Annotated in this window: 16 protein-coding genes; 4 read left to right on the top strand and 12 right to left on the bottom strand. The window is 34.7% G+C overall.

Annotation, left to right across the window (positions count from 1 at the left end; translation table 11 throughout):
• Window positions 1-147: 147 nt before the first annotated feature.
• The 3 genes from FFWV33_RS17230 to FFWV33_RS17220 form a co-directional block, all read right to left on the bottom strand.
• Entirely contained in the window at window positions 148-918 is a 771-nt protein-coding gene (locus FFWV33_RS17230; protein ID WP_108742049.1) for a TerC family protein, read from the bottom strand.
• A 68-nt stretch (window positions 919-986) separates the two neighbouring features.
• Window positions 987-1,355, bottom strand: a complete 369-nt coding sequence (locus FFWV33_RS17225; RefSeq protein ID WP_108742048.1) for a DNA topoisomerase IV — start codon at window positions 1,353-1,355, stop codon at window positions 987-989.
• A gap of 161 nt (window positions 1,356-1,516) precedes the next feature.
• A complete protein-coding gene (locus FFWV33_RS17220) occupies window positions 1,517-2,098 on the bottom strand; it encodes a DUF1572 family protein (protein WP_108742047.1) in 582 nt (193 codons plus the stop codon).
• A 416-nt stretch (window positions 2,099-2,514) separates the two neighbouring features.
• On the opposite strand from FFWV33_RS17220, the gene FFWV33_RS17215 reads away from it, so the two are divergent.
• Window positions 2,515-5,139 carry a TonB-dependent receptor gene (locus FFWV33_RS17215; RefSeq protein ID WP_108742046.1) on the top strand — a complete coding sequence of 875 codons (2,625 nt, stop codon included), beginning with the start codon at window positions 2,515-2,517 and terminating at the stop codon, window positions 5,137-5,139.
• A 278-nt stretch (window positions 5,140-5,417) separates the two neighbouring features.
• On the opposite strand, the gene FFWV33_RS17210 is transcribed toward FFWV33_RS17215, so the two are convergent.
• Complete coding sequence (locus FFWV33_RS17210) at window positions 5,418-6,149, bottom strand: YoaK family protein (protein WP_108742045.1); 732 nt, start codon at window positions 6,147-6,149, stop codon at window positions 5,418-5,420.
• Between the two features lie 361 nt (window positions 6,150-6,510).
• Here FFWV33_RS17210 and FFWV33_RS17205 point away from each other — a divergent pair, with 361 nt between their 5' ends.
• Window positions 6,511-6,957, top strand: coding sequence for a hypothetical protein (locus FFWV33_RS17205; RefSeq protein ID WP_108742044.1), 447 nt, complete (start codon window positions 6,511-6,513; stop codon window positions 6,955-6,957).
• A gap of 209 nt (window positions 6,958-7,166) precedes the next feature.
• On the top strand, window positions 7,167-7,943 hold the full coding sequence (locus FFWV33_RS17200) for an SHOCT domain-containing protein (protein WP_211316275.1): 777 nt from the start codon (window positions 7,167-7,169) through the stop codon (window positions 7,941-7,943).
• 91 nt (window positions 7,944-8,034) lie between these two features.
• Here the strand turns inward: FFWV33_RS17200 and FFWV33_RS17195 are convergent, their stop codons facing one another.
• The 6 genes from FFWV33_RS17195 to FFWV33_RS17170 form a co-directional block, all read right to left on the bottom strand.
• Window positions 8,035-9,090 (bottom strand): L-dopachrome tautomerase-related protein, encoded by a 1,056-nt coding sequence (locus FFWV33_RS17195; RefSeq protein ID WP_108742043.1) that lies wholly within the window; start codon window positions 9,088-9,090, stop codon window positions 8,035-8,037.
• 8 nt (window positions 9,091-9,098) lie between these two features.
• Window positions 9,099-10,115: an LLM class flavin-dependent oxidoreductase gene (locus FFWV33_RS17190; protein WP_108742042.1), complete on the bottom strand. Its 1,017-nt coding sequence runs from the start codon at window positions 10,113-10,115 to the stop codon at window positions 9,099-9,101.
• Window positions 10,116-10,376: 261 nt separating this feature from the next.
• Window positions 10,377-11,012 carry a nitroreductase family protein gene (locus FFWV33_RS17185; RefSeq protein ID WP_108742041.1) on the bottom strand — a complete coding sequence of 212 codons (636 nt, stop codon included), beginning with the start codon at window positions 11,010-11,012 and terminating at the stop codon, window positions 10,377-10,379.
• A gap of 36 nt (window positions 11,013-11,048) precedes the next feature.
• On the bottom strand, window positions 11,049-11,471 hold the full coding sequence (locus FFWV33_RS17180; RefSeq protein ID WP_108742040.1) for an organic hydroperoxide resistance protein: 423 nt from the start codon (window positions 11,469-11,471) through the stop codon (window positions 11,049-11,051).
• Window positions 11,468-11,887 (bottom strand): MarR family winged helix-turn-helix transcriptional regulator, encoded by a 420-nt coding sequence (locus tag FFWV33_RS17175; protein ID WP_108742039.1) that lies wholly within the window; start codon window positions 11,885-11,887, stop codon window positions 11,468-11,470. The genes FFWV33_RS17180 and FFWV33_RS17175 overlap by 4 nt, the downstream gene beginning before the upstream one ends.
• 183 nt (window positions 11,888-12,070) lie before the next feature.
• Window positions 12,071-13,348, bottom strand: a complete 1,278-nt coding sequence (locus tag FFWV33_RS17170; protein ID WP_108742595.1) for a mechanosensitive ion channel family protein — start codon at window positions 13,346-13,348, stop codon at window positions 12,071-12,073.
• Window positions 13,349-13,652: 304 nt separating this feature from the next.
• Here FFWV33_RS17170 and FFWV33_RS17165 point away from each other — a divergent pair, with 304 nt between their 5' ends.
• Window positions 13,653-14,513 (top strand): glycosyltransferase family protein, encoded by an 861-nt coding sequence (locus tag FFWV33_RS17165; protein ID WP_108742038.1) that lies wholly within the window; start codon window positions 13,653-13,655, stop codon window positions 14,511-14,513.
• Window positions 14,514-14,665: 152 nt separating this feature from the next.
• Here FFWV33_RS17165 and FFWV33_RS17160 read toward each other — a convergent pair whose 3' ends face one another.
• Together FFWV33_RS17160 and FFWV33_RS17155 are read right to left on the bottom strand one after the other, a co-directional pair.
• Entirely contained in the window at window positions 14,666-15,517 is an 852-nt protein-coding gene (locus FFWV33_RS17160) for a formate/nitrite transporter family protein (RefSeq protein ID WP_108742037.1), read from the bottom strand.
• A 225-nt stretch (window positions 15,518-15,742) separates the two neighbouring features.
• On the bottom strand, window positions 15,743-16,249 hold the full coding sequence (locus FFWV33_RS17155; RefSeq protein ID WP_108742036.1) for a hypothetical protein: 507 nt from the start codon (window positions 16,247-16,249) through the stop codon (window positions 15,743-15,745).
• Between the last annotated feature and the right edge of the window lie 429 nt (window positions 16,250-16,678).

Genomic DNA, 16,678 nt, shown 5'->3' with positions numbered 1-16,678 from the left:
ATAGCGTAAGTTATTGTTTATGAGTTGGTTATTTGTTTTTCTTATTATCTTCAATCGTTATCAAAATGTAAACTACCGATTTGGGTTTAAACCAAAAAAAGCCCGTTTTTGTCAAAACGGGCTTTCAAATGTGCATAAAATTTGGTGCTATTTCTTTTTACTACTTTTCATATTTAACACTTCTACAAACAAGGAGAACGTTATGGCAAAGTACAAATATCCTTTAGGAATAGGCGTTACGTGACTACCAAAAATTTCGGCATTTGATAAATGTGCACTTTCGGTTAGTAACATCATTCCGATTAAGATCAAAAACGAAAGTCCCAAAATTTGAATTGATGGATTTTTATTTACAAATGTTCCAACAGGTACAGCAAACTGCATCATAATAAAAACCGAAATTACTACGGCTGTGATCATAATGTACAACGCACCTTGTACGCCATTGGTCATACCCACAGCAGTCAAAATACTGTCAAAGGAGAATACTAAGTCAATCATAATAATTTGTATAATCACCGATTGAAATGATTTTGCCGCGGCTTTTCCTAAGTCGTGCTCTTCTTCACCCTTGTGGTCTACTTTTTCTCTTATTTCATTGGTACTTTTGTAGATTAAAAACAATCCACCTGCCAACAAAATCAAACTTTGGCCTGTAATTCCGGCCTTAAACCAACTCCAATCCACAGTAAACCAAGGCTCTTTCATTTGGATAAGAAAATTAATTCCCATCAATAATGCAATACGCATAAACATAGCTAGAAACATTCCCAATTTTGTCGCTTTTTTTCGGCTCTCTTCAGGCAATTTTCCCGTGGCAATCGAGATAAAGATAATATTGTCAATTCCCAAAACAATTTCGAGAAAAGTCAAAGTGACCAAGGCTATCCAAGCATCCGGATTCAAAAACACTTCCATATATATAAGTAATTAGTTTTAATTTTCAGTGTCAACAGTCTAATGCTGTCGATATTGTGTACTGTTTTTTATAATCTAAAAGCAGTCCCTTTTTGTTTATCTGGCATTCCAACAATACCGTATTCAAAAGTGTAACTGTCTTTGGTTGTTGACAAAATACGCATGCTGATCGATTTTTCTTCGGCCATATTCTTCGGGTGCAATTTTTTCAAAATATACTCACAATCATTCACCCATCGTACAGAGGCAGTATCCGTTTTCCCCTCATAGGTTTCAATTTCAATTTTGTCTGTACGTTCAAAAACAGTAGTTTTCAGTACACCATCAATCTTAGTTTCAAACTTAAATTTCCCCGTTTTAAAGTCGGCACAGTTACGTTCGGGTTCCTTACATGACAGCAATAGGAGTACGCTGCTTATTAAAATATATTTCGTCATTTTTATAATTTAGGCCTAATCCTGCTGTACATTTCAAGTCCTCCGTGCTTCCCCTTTTTTTCTATTGTCATAAAAGGAGCTTCTTTCAGTCGCTCTTTTATGCCAAGAAAAAATAGGGTAATCTCGTCCGGGCTTTCCATTGCCATCAGGGGCAAAAGGCATTATTTGTTATTCAATCGTTTTATTTCTTCCTCGGTAAAGTTCTTAATTTCTTTCGCTTTTGCAAATTTATCGGTGTTATAATTTTTAGAATTATTTCTCGGAATCGAGAGGCTTTCCCAAGGTGAATTCTTCAATTCTTTGGCACAAAAAATTATTTGCCCCACATGATATGGGTAATGCGCCAATTGCCTATTTATGGCTTCAAGCACCGTATGCCCTTCATTCCTAATATAAACAATGCTCATTAAATCACTGGTTTGTAATGATTGTAGTGTGTCAAACAAACAATTCCAACCATTGTTCCAACAAGCAAAGACTTCTTCAACGGTTGCGGGATGGTTTTCGAATTCAGCATCTCGATTTCTCCATTCCTTCTCACCGTCATTAGTTAGCAGATTGGTCCAACGAGAGCGCATATTTCCAGACAAATGCTTAACCATCGTTGCAATACTATTGCAGTCGGCATTAGTTTGTATAAACAATTGTTCTGGTTGCAATTGTTTCATTGCTTTTTCACCAATTGTTTTATAATACAAAAATTGCTTGATGCTAGATTCGAGGTAGACTGTAGTAGGATCCATATTAAAAAGTATATGGTAACAAAAATACGCATTAGTCTGATGTATAGCAGTTGATTTAACTTAAAAAAAAGTAGTATTGCTTATAGTTTAGTCATGATAGAATTCCCTCAATATAGGAGCAGTATTTCTTGTCATTTTACTATTGATATTTAGTTATTATACCGATTTTAGGTGCTTTTTGTCGATTAAATGGTTGATTTATAGCACAAGCTAGCATGGAGAACCACGTTTTATTACTTTAGATTTATGCGATATTAGCATAATTAGTTGGTCATATATAGCTAAATCGTAAACGAAGCGCCAATTGTAGTATAATAATCAAGATATGTGTAAAAATGTTGCTATGTTGGCATAATATTAACTTAAAATTCTAGTTTTGTTAACGAATTAAAAAGAATAACTAGAATTTACTATTTATGAAACTGAAACAATTTATTTTAGGCGTATTATTGACGTTAATAATGCCTTTAGCAATGAATGCACAGACAATCAAGGGAGTTGTGCAAGATGAAAATGGTCAACCGATGCCTTTTTCCAATGTAATGGACAAAGCAACTTCAAATGGAGTAACCACAGATGCCAACGGGAAATTTGTAATTAAAGTAAAAGCATTACCTGCAACTTTGATCGCAAAATATGTAGGCTACCAAAATAAAACGTTTACCGTTGCTACAGAAGCTGCTGCAGTGGTAGTAAATTTAGCTCCTAACAATAGTCTTGACGAGGTTGTTGTAACAGGTAACAGAGCAAAAACACGTACTGTACTAAGTTCTGCTGTGCCGATTGACAAAATTTATGCTGAAGACCTAAAGTCTAGTGGACAAGTAACCTTTGATAAAATGTTGGCTTACAAAATCCCTTCGTTTAATTCAAGTACACAAGCAATCTCAGATGCGACTGCACATTTTGATCCGGCAGATTTACGTGGATTAGGACCAAGCCGTACCTTAGTATTGGTAAACGGAAAAAGAAAAAATCAAAGTGCTTTGGTGTATGTTAACGATACTCCTGGAAAAGGAGAGGTAGGAACAGATATGAAAAGTATTCCGTTCTCTGCTATTGAAAGAGTAGAGGTTTTGCGTGATGGTGCATCATCTCAATATGGTTCTGATGCCATTGCGGGTGTAGTAAACATCATCCTTAAAAAACAAACCAATTTTACAGAGGTTAGTATGACTTCTGGAATCACTTCGCAAGGAGATGGATTTAATTTTGGAGCTGATTTAAATTCAGGATTTAAATTTGCAGACAAAGGTTTTGTAAATTTCAACGTATCTTATTTAGATCAAAATAAAACAAATAGACCAGGATCGCCAGGTAAAGATGATTTGTTTGGTGTAGCTGCAGATGACCCAACTTGGGGAGAGTATTTGAAAAATAATCCAACATTAGGAATGAATATTGGGCAACCGGATACAAAAATGGGTGCTTTGGTTGTAAACGCAGAATATCCATTGTCTGAAAAAACAACTCTTTACGCTTTTGGAGATTTGAATATCAGAAAAGGAACTAGTTTTGCTTTGTACAGAGTTCCTTACTGGCCAGGTGTATCAGATCCTTTTAATTTATTGCATGCTGCTGGAACAACCTATAACGGTTTTCAACCAACATTTAATACTGACGTTTTTGATAACTTAGGAAGTGTTGGAATCAAATCTACATTACTTGGTTTTAGTTCTGATTTCAGTGTAACTGCTGGTTCTAATAAAGTCGATTATACTATTGCAAACACTTTGAATCCAAGCTTAGGTGCTAATAGCCCGACTGAATTTAATGCAGGTGGATATACTTTTAGCCAATTAGTGGGTAATGCTGATTTTTCGAGAAGTTTTGATAAAGTGACTTTGGGTTTTGGTACTGAATTAAGAAGAGAGCAATATGAAGCGCGTGCTGGACAAGAAGAATCATATATAAATGGTGGTGCACAATCGTTTCCTGGTTTACAGCCAGCAAACGCATTAAAGAAAGATAGAACTAACGTAGGGGTTTATTCTACTTTGGATTATGATGTTTCTGATGCTTTCTTAATTGGTGGATCATTACGTTATGAGAACTATTCTGATTTTGGTGATAATTTTTCATACAAAGTAAATTCTCGTTACAAAGTAACCAAAGATATTACTGTGAGAGGATCTTTCAGTACTGGTTTTAGAGCTCCTGCTTTACACCAAATTTATTTGAGTAATGTTCAAACATTGGTATCTGGAAATACAATTTCAAACCAAGGAACGTTTAACAACGTGGATCCTGCTGTAATAGGTCTTGGAGTGCCTAAACTACATGCAGAGAGATCACAAAATATTTCTACAGGTATTACATTAAGATCTGGTTCACACTTTTCAACCTCTCTTGATTTCTACCATATTAAAGTTAAAGATCGTGTGCTTTTCTCTGGAGAAGTTGGATTTGATGCCGACAATTCTACGACAAACCCTGTAGAGCAAATTTTATTAGCTAACAACGTTACTAGTATGAAATTCTTCATCAACGCAGTAAACACTGTATCAAGAGGTGCTGATATAGTATTAAGCTACAAAAATCTAGATTTAGGAGCTGGTAAAATGACTTTCAACTTGTCTAGCAATATTTCGAAAAATGAAATTCAAGGTCAAATTGCTACACCAGCAATCTTGAAAGCAAACGGATACGATATTTTTAATAGAAAAGAACAAGGAAGAATTTTGAATGCAAGACCAAATACAAAGGTATTATTTGGTATGAACTACGATATCAATAAATTGAGTGTTATCATGAACAACACTTATTTTGGAAGTGTAAACTGGCAACATGCTACTGACCCAACAAAAGATCAAAAATTCTCTGGAAAAGTAATTACCGATTTTGGTTTCTCTTATAAATTCACAAGTACAATTGCTGCTAACGTAATGGTGAACAATTTATTTAATGTTTATCCAGATGAAATCGATCCAAAAGGAGATGTTGTGACCAACTTAGGTGGTCGTTTCAAATACCCTTGGGAAGTAAGTCAATTTGGTATCAACGGTACTACATTTACAGCAGGATTGAACTTTAAATTCTAAAGAAGTATATCATACAGCATAAAATTAAAAACGGGATGTATTCCCGTTTTTTTTTGCTTTAGACACAAGTGAAGTAGGGATGCCGTCTAATTTACGAAAGTGTATAAAGTAGCTGAAAAACTGTATTCTTAGGGGAAGTTGGTATAATTATCAAAAAATAATAAACAAGAGAAAATGATAATCTGCAGTTTTTAACAATTTAAATTTCTCACTATTTTGTCATCAGAAAAAAAAAATAGTAAAGAGGAATGAACCTTTTTTTACTCTCGCTTGAAGACTTATTTTTCTTTCATGTCGTACTGATGCTTCCAGTTTAGAAGTTGAAATCTTAAGTGGTCATAATACAGACCAATAATTAACATTGATGCAGGAATTAGCAGTAAGTAAAAATGAAAATAAGAATAAAAAGTACCGCCAAAAAAGCCACCAAGAAAGAAGAAGGTAATAATCCGGAACCTAAGTTTAATAGTAGAAAGTAACTTAACTTGTTGTTCTTTCTGTTTATAAAAAAATAATTGTGAAAGCTCAATTCCTAAATCTGTAAAAAGACCAGTCAGATGGGTAGTTCTTACAATTGCATTAGATATTCTGGTTACTAATGAATTTTGTAAACCCATGGCAAAAAGCAAACTAAAAGCAATGTAATTAGAGTATTCTTTTACGAGTAAGTGTCCCAGTAAGGCAATACAAAAAAGTATTATACTTTCGATAATGGTCGGAATAATAAATATGTATCGCTCATTTTTAAGCGTCATAATTTCTATCAATAGACTGGAGCAAAAAGAACCTAAGAAGAAAAATAAGATGTAAAAAAAGTAAATAAAACTTTCTGAAAAATGGAGTTTGAAAACTTCATCTATAAAAAACGCAAAATGCCCTGTTACATTAGTGGTAAGGCGCTGTACCGATAAAAAACCGACCACATTTACAATTCCTGCCACAAATGAGAGTAAAGAAGCAATTTTTTTATTGTGTTCTAAAGTTCTTGTTTTTCCTTGATGTCTAAACATGATTCTTTTGGGTCAAGTTCTAGTTTTGTCCTTTTATCACTTGTAATTCTATACAAGGTTAGGTCTTTTTTTTGGTTTTATAAAATAACTAGGACTGTTTAACAATGAAAATACCATGTAAATACAATAAAGTAAACTTTGATTTGATGATGGAAATTGCCCTGTTATTCCATATTATTTCCATTTTTTATAATAGAGTGATGTCTTTTTGATTTTAAAAAGATTATTGAGTTAAAATCTTTATCTGTTACAGACAAAGTCACAGTCTGAAAAGATATGTTTGTTAGTGAAAATCGACTTTATTGGAGTAAAATACTTTATATTTATAAGAATACTATATCTAACCATTAAATTAAATTGTATGACGTTCTCCAAAATAAATATTCAGCAAGCTTGCATTCAAAAACAAACGGAACTAATAGAGAGTTTTCAAAATCGTGTTGACTCCATGCAGGCAGATGTGCTCGAAGCCAATCAGTCGCCTAGTCAAACAGAAGATCGCATTGGAGGCAAAGTAGAACTCTTTAACGCAGTAGGGAAAGAGCTTGATTTTGCGATTCGAGAAATGGATTTTTTAGAAACCTTGCAACCCGAAAAACAATGTACAATTGTAGAGCCTGGGGCGCTGGTAATCACTGATAAACTGACTTTGTATATATGTGTGTCCATCGAACAAATAGAAGTAGATGGACATACGATTTTTGGAATTTCTACGCGAGCACCTATATATGCTGCGATGAGAGGTTTAGAAAAAGGACAATCTTTTAAATTCAATGAAACAGAGTATGAGATTAAAGATATTAACTAAAGTCAAGAGTAGTATCAGTATGAGATTCTTTGTAGGATTGTTATTAGGTTGTCAGATTCTAAATTTTTATTTCGCATTCAGTTAAAAATGTTTTAGTAACATGGAAATCAAAAACTTAAATTAAAAGACGCACTATTGCATTTGGTTTGGACTACCTTTGCACAAGTGTTGTTACAATAACGATTCAGATAATTTAAGGACAAAACAATATGAATGCAATTTTTACAGATGCAAGTTTTCAAAATATGGTTGCGATTGCCAATCGTTATGGTGTAAGCACCAATGCGGTTTCCGAATTGACTCATGCTCTAATAAGAACTAACGGAACTATGGCGCAATTTTATATTCCAGAACTTGGTGGCGGTGGGCAATGGATGCAGGGCGGAATGACGATGGTTGGTGATATGTTCAACAGTCAATTGAAAAATACAGTCAATGGTCTTTGTATCGAATTGTCAAATTTGATCAATCAAGGAGCTATACAATATGTACCATTACCTAAGACTACCAATCAAAATGGATCTCAATCAGGGAACTGGTGGGGTGATTTGGGTGTACCAAATTCTACTGGGAGTCAAAACAATACCAATTATGCAGTTTTTTCAAATATTGGCCGCTTAGCGATTCAAGAAAATGGAAAAGTTACCGTTTTTGATACGCTTGACAATCAAATTGGTGGTGTTGGGCAACAACAAGGTGGTGGTTATTCAGTAACATTTACGAGTCAATACGGTACCGTAAATTTGAATAGTTTGCCTATTGTATCTGGCGGTGAAAACAGACCTCAAGAACAAATTGTTCCTCAAAACAACCCTATGCCACATGAGGTAGCAGCTGTACAGATGCCTGAAGTTACTCCGGTAACAACTGCTTTTGAAGAAGACATTTTTATGAAAATCGAAAAATTAGCAGCTTTGAAAGATAAAAATATTTTGTCTGTAGAAGAATTTGAAAATAAAAAAGCAGAACTATTAAGTAGATTGTAAATTTCAAATAGAATAAAAAAAGCCACTATCTGTTTTTAAAAAAATAGTGGCTTTGTTTTTTATCGAATGGAAAGTCCCCAGTCGATGGTTGCTAATTTAAAGGCAATTTGATTTTATTAATGGTAAAAACCATTTCATCAATTGGTCCAGTTACTTCGTTTATTCTAGAATTGGTATAGTATAAATCATCTTTGTAAATACTAAAACTGTCTGCCCATCGTACATCTACTCCTTCAATCAAGGTGTGAATCGTTCCATCTGGTTTTCGATAATCAATTTTATTTTTTTCTAAATCTGCATAATAGAGAAAACCTTTGTTGTCAAAAATCATCCCATCAGGCGCAGCTGTTTTCGACTCTAGTCGAACCGTTTTTTCAATTTCTGTCTTGTTGTCAAGGTCAAAAGATGCGGTTGGAATGGAATACAAACTATAACCCGTCAAAGCGTGGTACAATAATCTTTGGTTTTTTACATCAAGTTCAATTCCGTCTGAATGTACAGATCGTTTCCATTGCGTCCCAGCAAATGTCAAATAAGCCACTTCTGCAGAAGTTGAAAAGTGATCATTCAAAATTCGTTTTGATGTTCCAGTAGCAATATTATACACTACCAAACCAGCATGACCAGAATCTGTAAAATAAATTTTATCACCGTCTACACGTAAATCGTTGATATACGAATCAGGATGAAAACTATTTTTTTCTAGTATATACGTTGCCGTTAGTGTATTACTTTTTAGATCAAAAACAAATACTCTTGGTGCATCAAGCACGGTTTTAAATTGTGGGTTGCGAGTATCTAACACATATAGTTTGTCATCATGCGCTAAAACTGACTGTACAGCAATAAATTTGTCAGCAACTACCGGCTGGCCAATTTCCCAAGAATTCCACTCTTGATTAGGGTAGCTTTTGTTTTTGTTACCGTCAATTTCCACTACTGCACTTTCGACACCTTCTCTCCATCGTGGAAAATTGACAAACATGCGACCTGAATTTGCTATGGCAATTCCGGTTACTTGTTGTCCTTTAAATTCCGCAACTTGCGTGACTTGGTGTGCGGTCTTTGGTTCCGCTTTAGAATTAATTCTTCCCTTGCAAGCGGCTAAACTTAGTAGGATTACTGAAAAAGCTAGTATGTTTTTCATTTTTATATTTATTTAGAACTATTTATTTCGTTCATTATTTCAGCCATCAACTCGTATGAATGTACACGTGCGTCTTGGTTGTGGCAATTGGTCGTAATGATCAATTCGTCCACAGCAGTTTTTTCGATAAAGGCTTCGATTTCTTTTTTCACTTTCGCTTTCGAACCAATAAACGTGTAATATGTCATTTGCTTCACTGCTGGATGTTCCATCGTTTCACGCAAATCATCTGTCATTTCAGCGGGCTCATCAAGTGATTCTCGTTTAGCTCCTGTCAAAAGGCTTATAATCATTTTGATAAAAGAGGTCGCCATGCGCTCTGCTTCTTCATCTGTGTCGGCTACAAACGCATTAATTCCTGTCATCACATAGGGTTTTGCTAACTCTGGCGAAGGCATGAACTCCTTTCTATAAATGGCCAAAGCGGGCAATAGCTGTGCAGTTGCAAAATGACTTGCAAAAGCATAAGGCAATCCTTTTCTAGCCGCCAAGTGAGAACTATCAGTGCTTGAACCAAGAATGTAAATAGGAACATCTATTCCTTCTGCGATGGGTGCTCTTACTTTTCCGTTTTCATTATTAGACGAAAAATAAGTCTGTATTTTTTCGATTTGATCCGGAAAAGAATGGGCTGCATCCATAAAATCAGATCGAATGGCACGAGCTGTTTCTTGATCCGTACCAGGTGCTCGACCTAGTCCCAAATTAATTCGATTGGGATACATTGTTCCTAAAGTTCCGAATTGCTCGGCAACAATTAAGGGGGAGTGGTTGGGTAACATGATACCGCCAGATCCTACTTTTAGAGTAGAAGTAGCTTGTGCTACGCGGTCAATCAAAATTACTGTTGCGCTACTTGCTACAGCAGGCATATTGTGATGTTCCGCTAGCCAATAACGATTGTAACCAAATTTTTCGGCTTGTTGTGCTAGGTGAACAGTATTGTCAATGGTCTCTTTAATTGAACTTCCTTTAGTTACAATCGCAAGATCCAAGATAGAATAAGCAATGTTTTTGTCGTTCATGATAATGTTATTTATAGGTGTAAAGGTAACTTTGGTATCCCAATAAGAACTATAAGGATATATTAAAATAATCTAAAAAGAAATAGAAGTACTACTTTTAAAAGAGCAAAAGAATTTGTAAAAAGGGTAACGAAGTAGGTGTAAAAAGAAGTGTAGCTTAGAGATAAGAAAACCTGAATCAAAACTGGGTTTTGATCCAGGTTCTTTAACTATATAAAGAAGACGCAAACGAAGAAAAGGTTCTATTTGCCTTGTAAAGAATTATTTCAATTCGATTACAAATTCCTCCATTGGAGTTCTAACTTTTTTCATTTGTCCAATCCAGTCGTTTGGTGCATCTGCGTGACCTACGTACATAAGAGAAACACTTTTTAAACCTAATTTTTCTAGACCTAAAATATCGTCAACTACTGCATTATCAAAACCTTCAACAGGAGTAGTATCAACTTTTAATTCTGCTGCTTGTGCCAATGAAAGTCCAAGAGCAATATAGGTTTGTCTCGCAATGTGAGCAAAATTCTCTTCAGCAGATTGTGCCAAATACATTTTTTTTAACATGTCTGTATAACTGCTAAAACGTCCTCTTTCAAGACCACGTACATCTGTTGTATGGTTGTAAACTTTGTCAATACGCTCAGCTGTATAACGATCCCAACCTGCAAAAATAATTACATGAGAGCAATCTCTCATACATTCTGGATTTAGAGCTCCTTTTACCAATTTTTCTTTTAACTCTTGGTTTTCAACAACAATCACTTGAAAAGCTTGCAAACCTGATGAAGTTGGCGCTAAACGTGCTGCTTCAACAATTTTATCTACATGTTCTTGACTCACTTTTTTGGTTGCATCGTATGCTTTAACCGCGTGTCTCCAGTTTAAATCTTCTAATAATGCCATTTTTTTTTCTATTTTAGGTACTTGTAATTTATTTTTTTAGTCGTTTGAAACAGTCAATTTAACTGGCATGTTTCCTCTTGTCGCATTAGAATAAGGACAAACTTCATGTGCTTTTTCAATCAACGATTGCGCTACTTCTATTGTTACACCAGGAATGTTAGCATGTAATTCCGCTTCCAATCCAAAACCACCATTGTCGTTTTGACCAATGCTTACTTTTGCAGAAACAGTAGTTGCTCCAGTTTCAATATTTTCTTTTTTGATAACCAAGTTTAATGCACTATCAAAACAAGCAGAGTATCCTGCTGCAAAAAGCATCTCAGGATTTGCAAAATCATCGTTACTACCACCTAAAGCTTTTGGCATTCTTACTTCTAAATCAACAATTCCGTTTTCGCTTTTTACTTGACCGTTTCTACCACCCGTAGCAGTAGCTTGTGTTGTATATAATGTTTTCATTTTTGTGTAATTTTTAAAATTATGTTTTTTAATACTAATAAATCTTCTAGCGATAAATGCATCGACTCCATCAATTGTCCTGGTATAGAAGCGGCTTGTTCTTTCAAAGCCTTTCCTTCTTCGGTAAGGATGATATTGACTGATCGCTCATCAATTTTACTTCTAATTCTGGCTACAAAATTTTTTTGTTCCATTCTCTTCAATAAAGGAGTAAGTGTACCGCTATCCAATTGCAATTTGTCACCAATTTGATTGACAGCTTGTTCATCTTGTTCCCATAAAACCATCATAACCAAATACTGCGGGTAGGTGAGGTGCACGGCTTCAAGCAAAGGGCGGTAATGATTAATTATTTCCTTTGCGAAGACGTAAACCGGAAAGCAAACTTGCTCGCTAATATGTAGTTGGTCTTTCATGGTAATTATTTTCTTGTACAAAGATAGCGCACAATTAAATTGTGTACAATCTATTTAGGAAAACTTAGTAATTATTTAACTATTTGGGGATTATTTCCTAACGAATTCAGCGACTTTTATAACTGTTTTAAGGTTTTTAAATACTGATAATTAATGTTTTGTGTGTTTATTTTCGAAAAATAATTATCGAATGGCAGTTAGACTTCTAAAATCTTGTCCGGTAGGTTCTTCAAAGACCTCAAGTTGAAATTGAGAAGTGATCGTGAACAAATGATCAAAAATATCTGATTTCACTTTTTCAAATTGCACCCATTCTTTTTCGAAAGTAAAGCAATAAATTTCTAAAGGAAGCCCTTTGGAAGTAGGATCTAATTGACGAACCATATAGGTCATCTCCTTATTAATATGTGGATTTGCTCGAATGTAATTTTCTGCATAAACTCTAAAAACACCTACATTGGTCAAACTAATGGCATTGACAGGGTTTGCCTCTCCATCGGCTAGACCAGCGTTAAGTTTTTTTATTTCCTCTTCCTTTTCTAAGATGTAGTCTTTGATTAAAGTGTATTTCTTGAAACGTTCCAGCATTTTTTCGTCACAAAAACAAAAACTACTAACCTTCAAATAAATCGATCTGTTGATTCTACGACCACCAGAATTACTCATACCACGCCAGTTTTTGAAAGAGTCATTGATAAAAGCGTAGGTCGGAATCGTAGTAATGGTTCTGTCCCAGTTTTGGACTTTTACAGTGCTCAAATTGATGGATAATACGTCGCCATCTGCATCGTACTTGGGCATAGCAATCCAATCGCCTACACGCACCATATCGTACACAGACATTTGTATGCTGGCTACAAACCCCAAAATCGTGTCTTTAAAAATAAGTAGCAAAATAGCTGTCATGGCACCCATCGCTCCCAAAAAGTAAAACGGACTCTTACCTAAAAGCAGGGAGAGAATAAGAATGCCACCCACAAAATACACAACAATATTAAGTACTTGTATGTAGCTAGAAATAGGTTTGTCTTTGAAAATAGCGGAATGGGATAGTATCTCATTAAAAATGGCTAGTACAGCATTTATTGTCCAGATGATAACTAGTAGTAGAACCAAAGAGGATAGTGTTACCGAATATTTTGCTACAATGGGATATTCGGCTAAGATAGAAGGTACTGCAAACGTAATGATTAAGGCAGGGACCACAAGAGCGAGTTTGTCAAATATTCTTTTCTCCACTAAGATATCGTCCCAAGTGATTTTGGTTTTTAAAAAAAAGTTATGAATGCTGCTCACAATCACCATTTTGGTCAAGTACCAAGCAAAAAAACAAAATACCAAAAGGCCTAGAATAACAATTGGAAGACTAATTAATTTGGCCAAATAAAGATCGATACCTAGATAATCTGCTAGCCATTTTGGTTCTATTTGTATCGAAGAGTACTTAGGAGAAATTTGCATTGTTATTGTAATTTGTTTGTACAAAGGTAACATTCCTATGCAAAGACAAAGAAGATCTCGAGGGTTTTGCCTTTTGTTAACAAACATGGAGATTCGAACTCCTCTTGTGACTAATTTTCTCTAAAAATAAGGGTTCAAAAAATGAAGGAGATTACAAAGAAAATAGCAAAACTAATAAGAGTTCAAATTGAGAGAAAATTTCAAACAATCCTCTATGTTTATTTTAACATTATTTAGTACTATTTCGCCTTAAATTTTGTTAATATTAACTAAAAAAGTCTATTTTTGAGCAAAATTGTCAAAAATGAAAATAGCCGCTTGTGTCATTTTATACCATCCTAAAGAGAAGGACTTACATAATATTTTGAGTTACTTGCCTCATGTGGATAGGTTGTATGTTTATGACAATACTGAAAATGCTGAGACTATTTTACCTTTTGAAGATAATGATAAAGTGTTGTATGTGTCCGATAATCAGAATAAAGGATTGTCAGTTAGGCTGAACTATGCTTGCAATTTGGCGCTAGAAGAAGGCTTCGACTTTTTGTTGACCATGGACCAGGATTCTTATTTTATTCCAGAAAATTTCAAGCAGTACCTAATAAATATTCAAGAATATGCCTTGCTACACGAAGTAGGAAGCTTTGGGTTGGATTATAGTACAGAAGCAAAAGTTGTACAGCCAGCAAAAGTTGTGCCCCAAGAAACAAACCTTTTAATAACTTCTGGCTCTGTTTTAAATTTAAGAAATTATCAAGAAATTGGAGGCTTTGATGAGAAACTTTTTATTGATGGTGTCGATTATGATTTTTCTTTTTCGACCATGAAAGCAGGATATAAGAATATAATTTTTAAGAATAATTACTTCAATCACTCCTTTGGCGAAAAGACCAAGGTTGCATCCATTAAAACACTTTTTTTAATTAAAAAAGAAAAGCAACTTCATTCTCCCATTCGAATTTATTACATCAAGAGAAATCTGCTGTATTTACAGGATAAGTTTGGTGACGTTTTTCCAGAACTTGTTCAAAAAATGTCCAAGAGGTATGCCAGTCAAATAGAATCGAATCTTCTGTATTCAAGAAAATTTTTTCCGATTCTGAAATTTATTTCGAAAGCAAAAAAAGATTTTAAAGCAGGAAAAATGGGAAAAATTGAACTCTAATGTGATAAAGTACTAATGTTGACCGTCCTTATATCCAATGGAAGCTAAGATTAAACTTGGTTAGTGAGCTATTGTCTTTTCTATTTGTCAAATAAGAATCTAAAGTCAAGACATTATGCTATCATTCCACACAAGAAATTTCTAAAGTAATCTTAGTTTTCTTTGCTATAATTAGATTCAAATATTCGGTATTTAAACAAACCAACTACCACAGCACCCCCAATGCTATTTCCTAATAGAGCCAATACCAAAAACCATAAATAGTCACCTAAACCTATTGAGTCCGATAACACATAAGCACCAAATACTTCAATATTACCAACTATACTGTGGTGGAAACCTCCAAAACCAATTACAGCCGTAATCATAAAAATCAAAAAGATTCGCGTTAATGAGTTCTTAGTACTGTTCAATAACCAGTTTAGTAATCCCATGAGCCAACCCGCAACAATGGCGCTCAAAAAAATCACCCAATTCTCATGATGCAGTACATGACTACCTATAGTAATCATCGTTTCGGGAGTAAACAAGTCGAGGTGAGGGGCTAAGAAACCTATGAATAGTGTGAACAAAATCCCACCAACAACATTTCCAACAATCACTAAACCCCATATACGCAGTAGTTCTTTAACAGACCGTTGCCCATTCAAAACAGGCAGTGCTAGGACCGAGGTTTGCTCTGTAAACAAAGCCGATTTACCTAGAATCACCAAAATGAAACCCACAGGATACACAAAACTAAAAAGTTTAAAAATAGTATTCTCCTCAACCTTGCCTTTAAGCACATGATGCAGCGCACATAGCAACATATAACTGAAACCAATTTCGAGTCCAGCGATAACGGCACTTAGCGCAATCGCCCTATTTTTAATCTTAAAAATCTCTTCTCCTTCATGAATCACCCTGCTAATAATGTCACGATATTCATTGACACCACCAACCTCGTTTGAAGTCTTCTCTAATTCCTCTTGATATTTTTCTTGGTCCTTTTCCTCGGCTTTCATACGACGGTGTTATTTTAATTTGTCGCTAATAACAAGCACGGAATCTCAATTAGTAGCAGCAGAACAATTGTGCATTCAAAAAACCATCCGTCCTGCTGTACGCTATATTCCCGCTAAGTAAACTACGGCAAAAAAGCCTTGTTTACTAAATCGGGCGATACCGCTGCCATCAGGGCTAGGGAAGTCCGTTTTTATTTTCTATTTACGCACAAAGAGAACTGTACGCTAGTTATCCTCGTTGATCAACAACTTTAAGGAATTAATGTAATCAGTATCAAATTCGATTACTCTTACTTTGCTGTGTTTAAAACTCATCACACCCTCAAATTCACCCTCAGGACTCAAGAAATCCATTACTAATTCCTTATCGGTGAATTCCATTAATTTCCCTAGATAAACCGCCTTATCCGATTTTTTAGCCACCTGAAAAATCTGGTATTTATTTGCCAAAAAGGTAATGATAGACTCCAAGTTAGTTAACGGAATAATTTCTTCAGCACTTGTTTTAAGTCCCTTTAGCTTAATTACTTTCTCTGTAAACTCGTGGTCTTTATCCTGAATAATGGCTTTGACATTTTTATTTTTCAAAATAGTAAAACCATCAATAATAAAATCTACAGGATTGTTTTTGAGCAGAATCCAATCCTCTGTCCAATCAATTAAAAAACCTGTAAAAATGTCTTTCTTATCTTCAAATTCAATCGAAATCAATTGGCGCAAATATTTTTCCATAATGTAGTATCGCTTAAAAGAGCATCAGATATACATGCTCTACGTTTATTTTTTAAAGTCTCAATTTAAGAATAGTAATTGATAGCTACAAATTTAAATATAATAGCTGATAAAAGTGCACAAGCATTTGAATCTTACTACAAATCGGCACAATGTTGAAAACGCCAGTTGAGCATTTCAAATAATCAAGAGACAGAGATGCTGAGAAGCATACTAAAATAGCGTACACCTTTAGCTGATCGAAGGAGAAAGCCTAATGTAGTAAAACTATTTAGTTGTTAGAACTATTTACGTACTGATGATGACTTACTACTTACCATTCACGATTTTTACCCAATCTTGTCAATCTCCAAGAGTTTCATTAAAGCGGAACACTGCATACTTCAAGAGCAAAAATGGATTAAGGAAAGCTGAGTATATTTAAAGTGA

The organism is Flavobacterium faecale, from assembly GCF_003076455.1.
GTDB classification, from domain to species: Bacteria; Bacteroidota; Bacteroidia; order Flavobacteriales; family Flavobacteriaceae; genus Flavobacterium; species Flavobacterium faecale.
This window is presented reverse-complemented; position numbering and strand designations above follow the sequence as displayed.

Excerpts from the sequence above, each read along its gene's own strand:
- FFWV33_RS17175 (WP_108742039.1), bottom strand. The coding sequence starts at position 11,887 with ATGAAAGACCAACTACATATTAGCGAGCAAGTTTGCTTTCCGGTTTAC.
- FFWV33_RS17165 (WP_108742038.1), top strand. The coding sequence starts at position 13,653 with ATGAAAATAGCCGCTTGTGTCATTTTATACCATCCTAAAGAGAAGGAC.
- FFWV33_RS17220 (WP_108742047.1), bottom strand. The coding sequence starts at position 2,098 with ATGGATCCTACTACAGTCTACCTCGAATCTAGCATCAAGCAATTTTTG.
- FFWV33_RS17190 (WP_108742042.1), bottom strand. The coding sequence starts at position 10,115 with ATGAACGACAAAAACATTGCTTATTCTATCTTGGATCTTGCGATTGTA.
- FFWV33_RS17170 (WP_108742595.1), bottom strand. The coding sequence starts at position 13,348 with ATGCAAATTTCTCCTAAGTACTCTTCGATACAAATAGAACCAAAATGG.
- FFWV33_RS17210 (WP_108742045.1), bottom strand. The coding sequence starts at position 6,149 with ATGTTTAGACATCAAGGAAAAACAAGAACTTTAGAACACAATAAAAAA.
- FFWV33_RS17185 (WP_108742041.1), bottom strand. The coding sequence starts at position 11,012 with ATGGCATTATTAGAAGATTTAAACTGGAGACACGCGGTTAAAGCATAC.
- FFWV33_RS17160 (WP_108742037.1), bottom strand. The coding sequence starts at position 15,517 with ATGAAAGCCGAGGAAAAGGACCAAGAAAAATATCAAGAGGAATTAGAG.
- FFWV33_RS17230 (WP_108742049.1), bottom strand. The coding sequence starts at position 918 with ATGGAAGTGTTTTTGAATCCGGATGCTTGGATAGCCTTGGTCACTTTG.
- FFWV33_RS17205 (WP_108742044.1), top strand. The coding sequence starts at position 6,511 with ATGACGTTCTCCAAAATAAATATTCAGCAAGCTTGCATTCAAAAACAA.
- FFWV33_RS17195 (WP_108742043.1), bottom strand. The coding sequence starts at position 9,090 with ATGAAAAACATACTAGCTTTTTCAGTAATCCTACTAAGTTTAGCCGCT.
- FFWV33_RS17155 (WP_108742036.1), bottom strand. The coding sequence starts at position 16,249 with ATGGAAAAATATTTGCGCCAATTGATTTCGATTGAATTTGAAGATAAG.
- FFWV33_RS17200 (WP_211316275.1), top strand. The coding sequence starts at position 7,167 with ATGAATGCAATTTTTACAGATGCAAGTTTTCAAAATATGGTTGCGATT.
- FFWV33_RS17180 (WP_108742040.1), bottom strand. The coding sequence starts at position 11,471 with ATGAAAACATTATATACAACACAAGCTACTGCTACGGGTGGTAGAAAC.
- FFWV33_RS17215 (WP_108742046.1), top strand. The coding sequence starts at position 2,515 with ATGAAACTGAAACAATTTATTTTAGGCGTATTATTGACGTTAATAATG.
- FFWV33_RS17225 (WP_108742048.1), bottom strand. The coding sequence starts at position 1,355 with ATGACGAAATATATTTTAATAAGCAGCGTACTCCTATTGCTGTCATGT.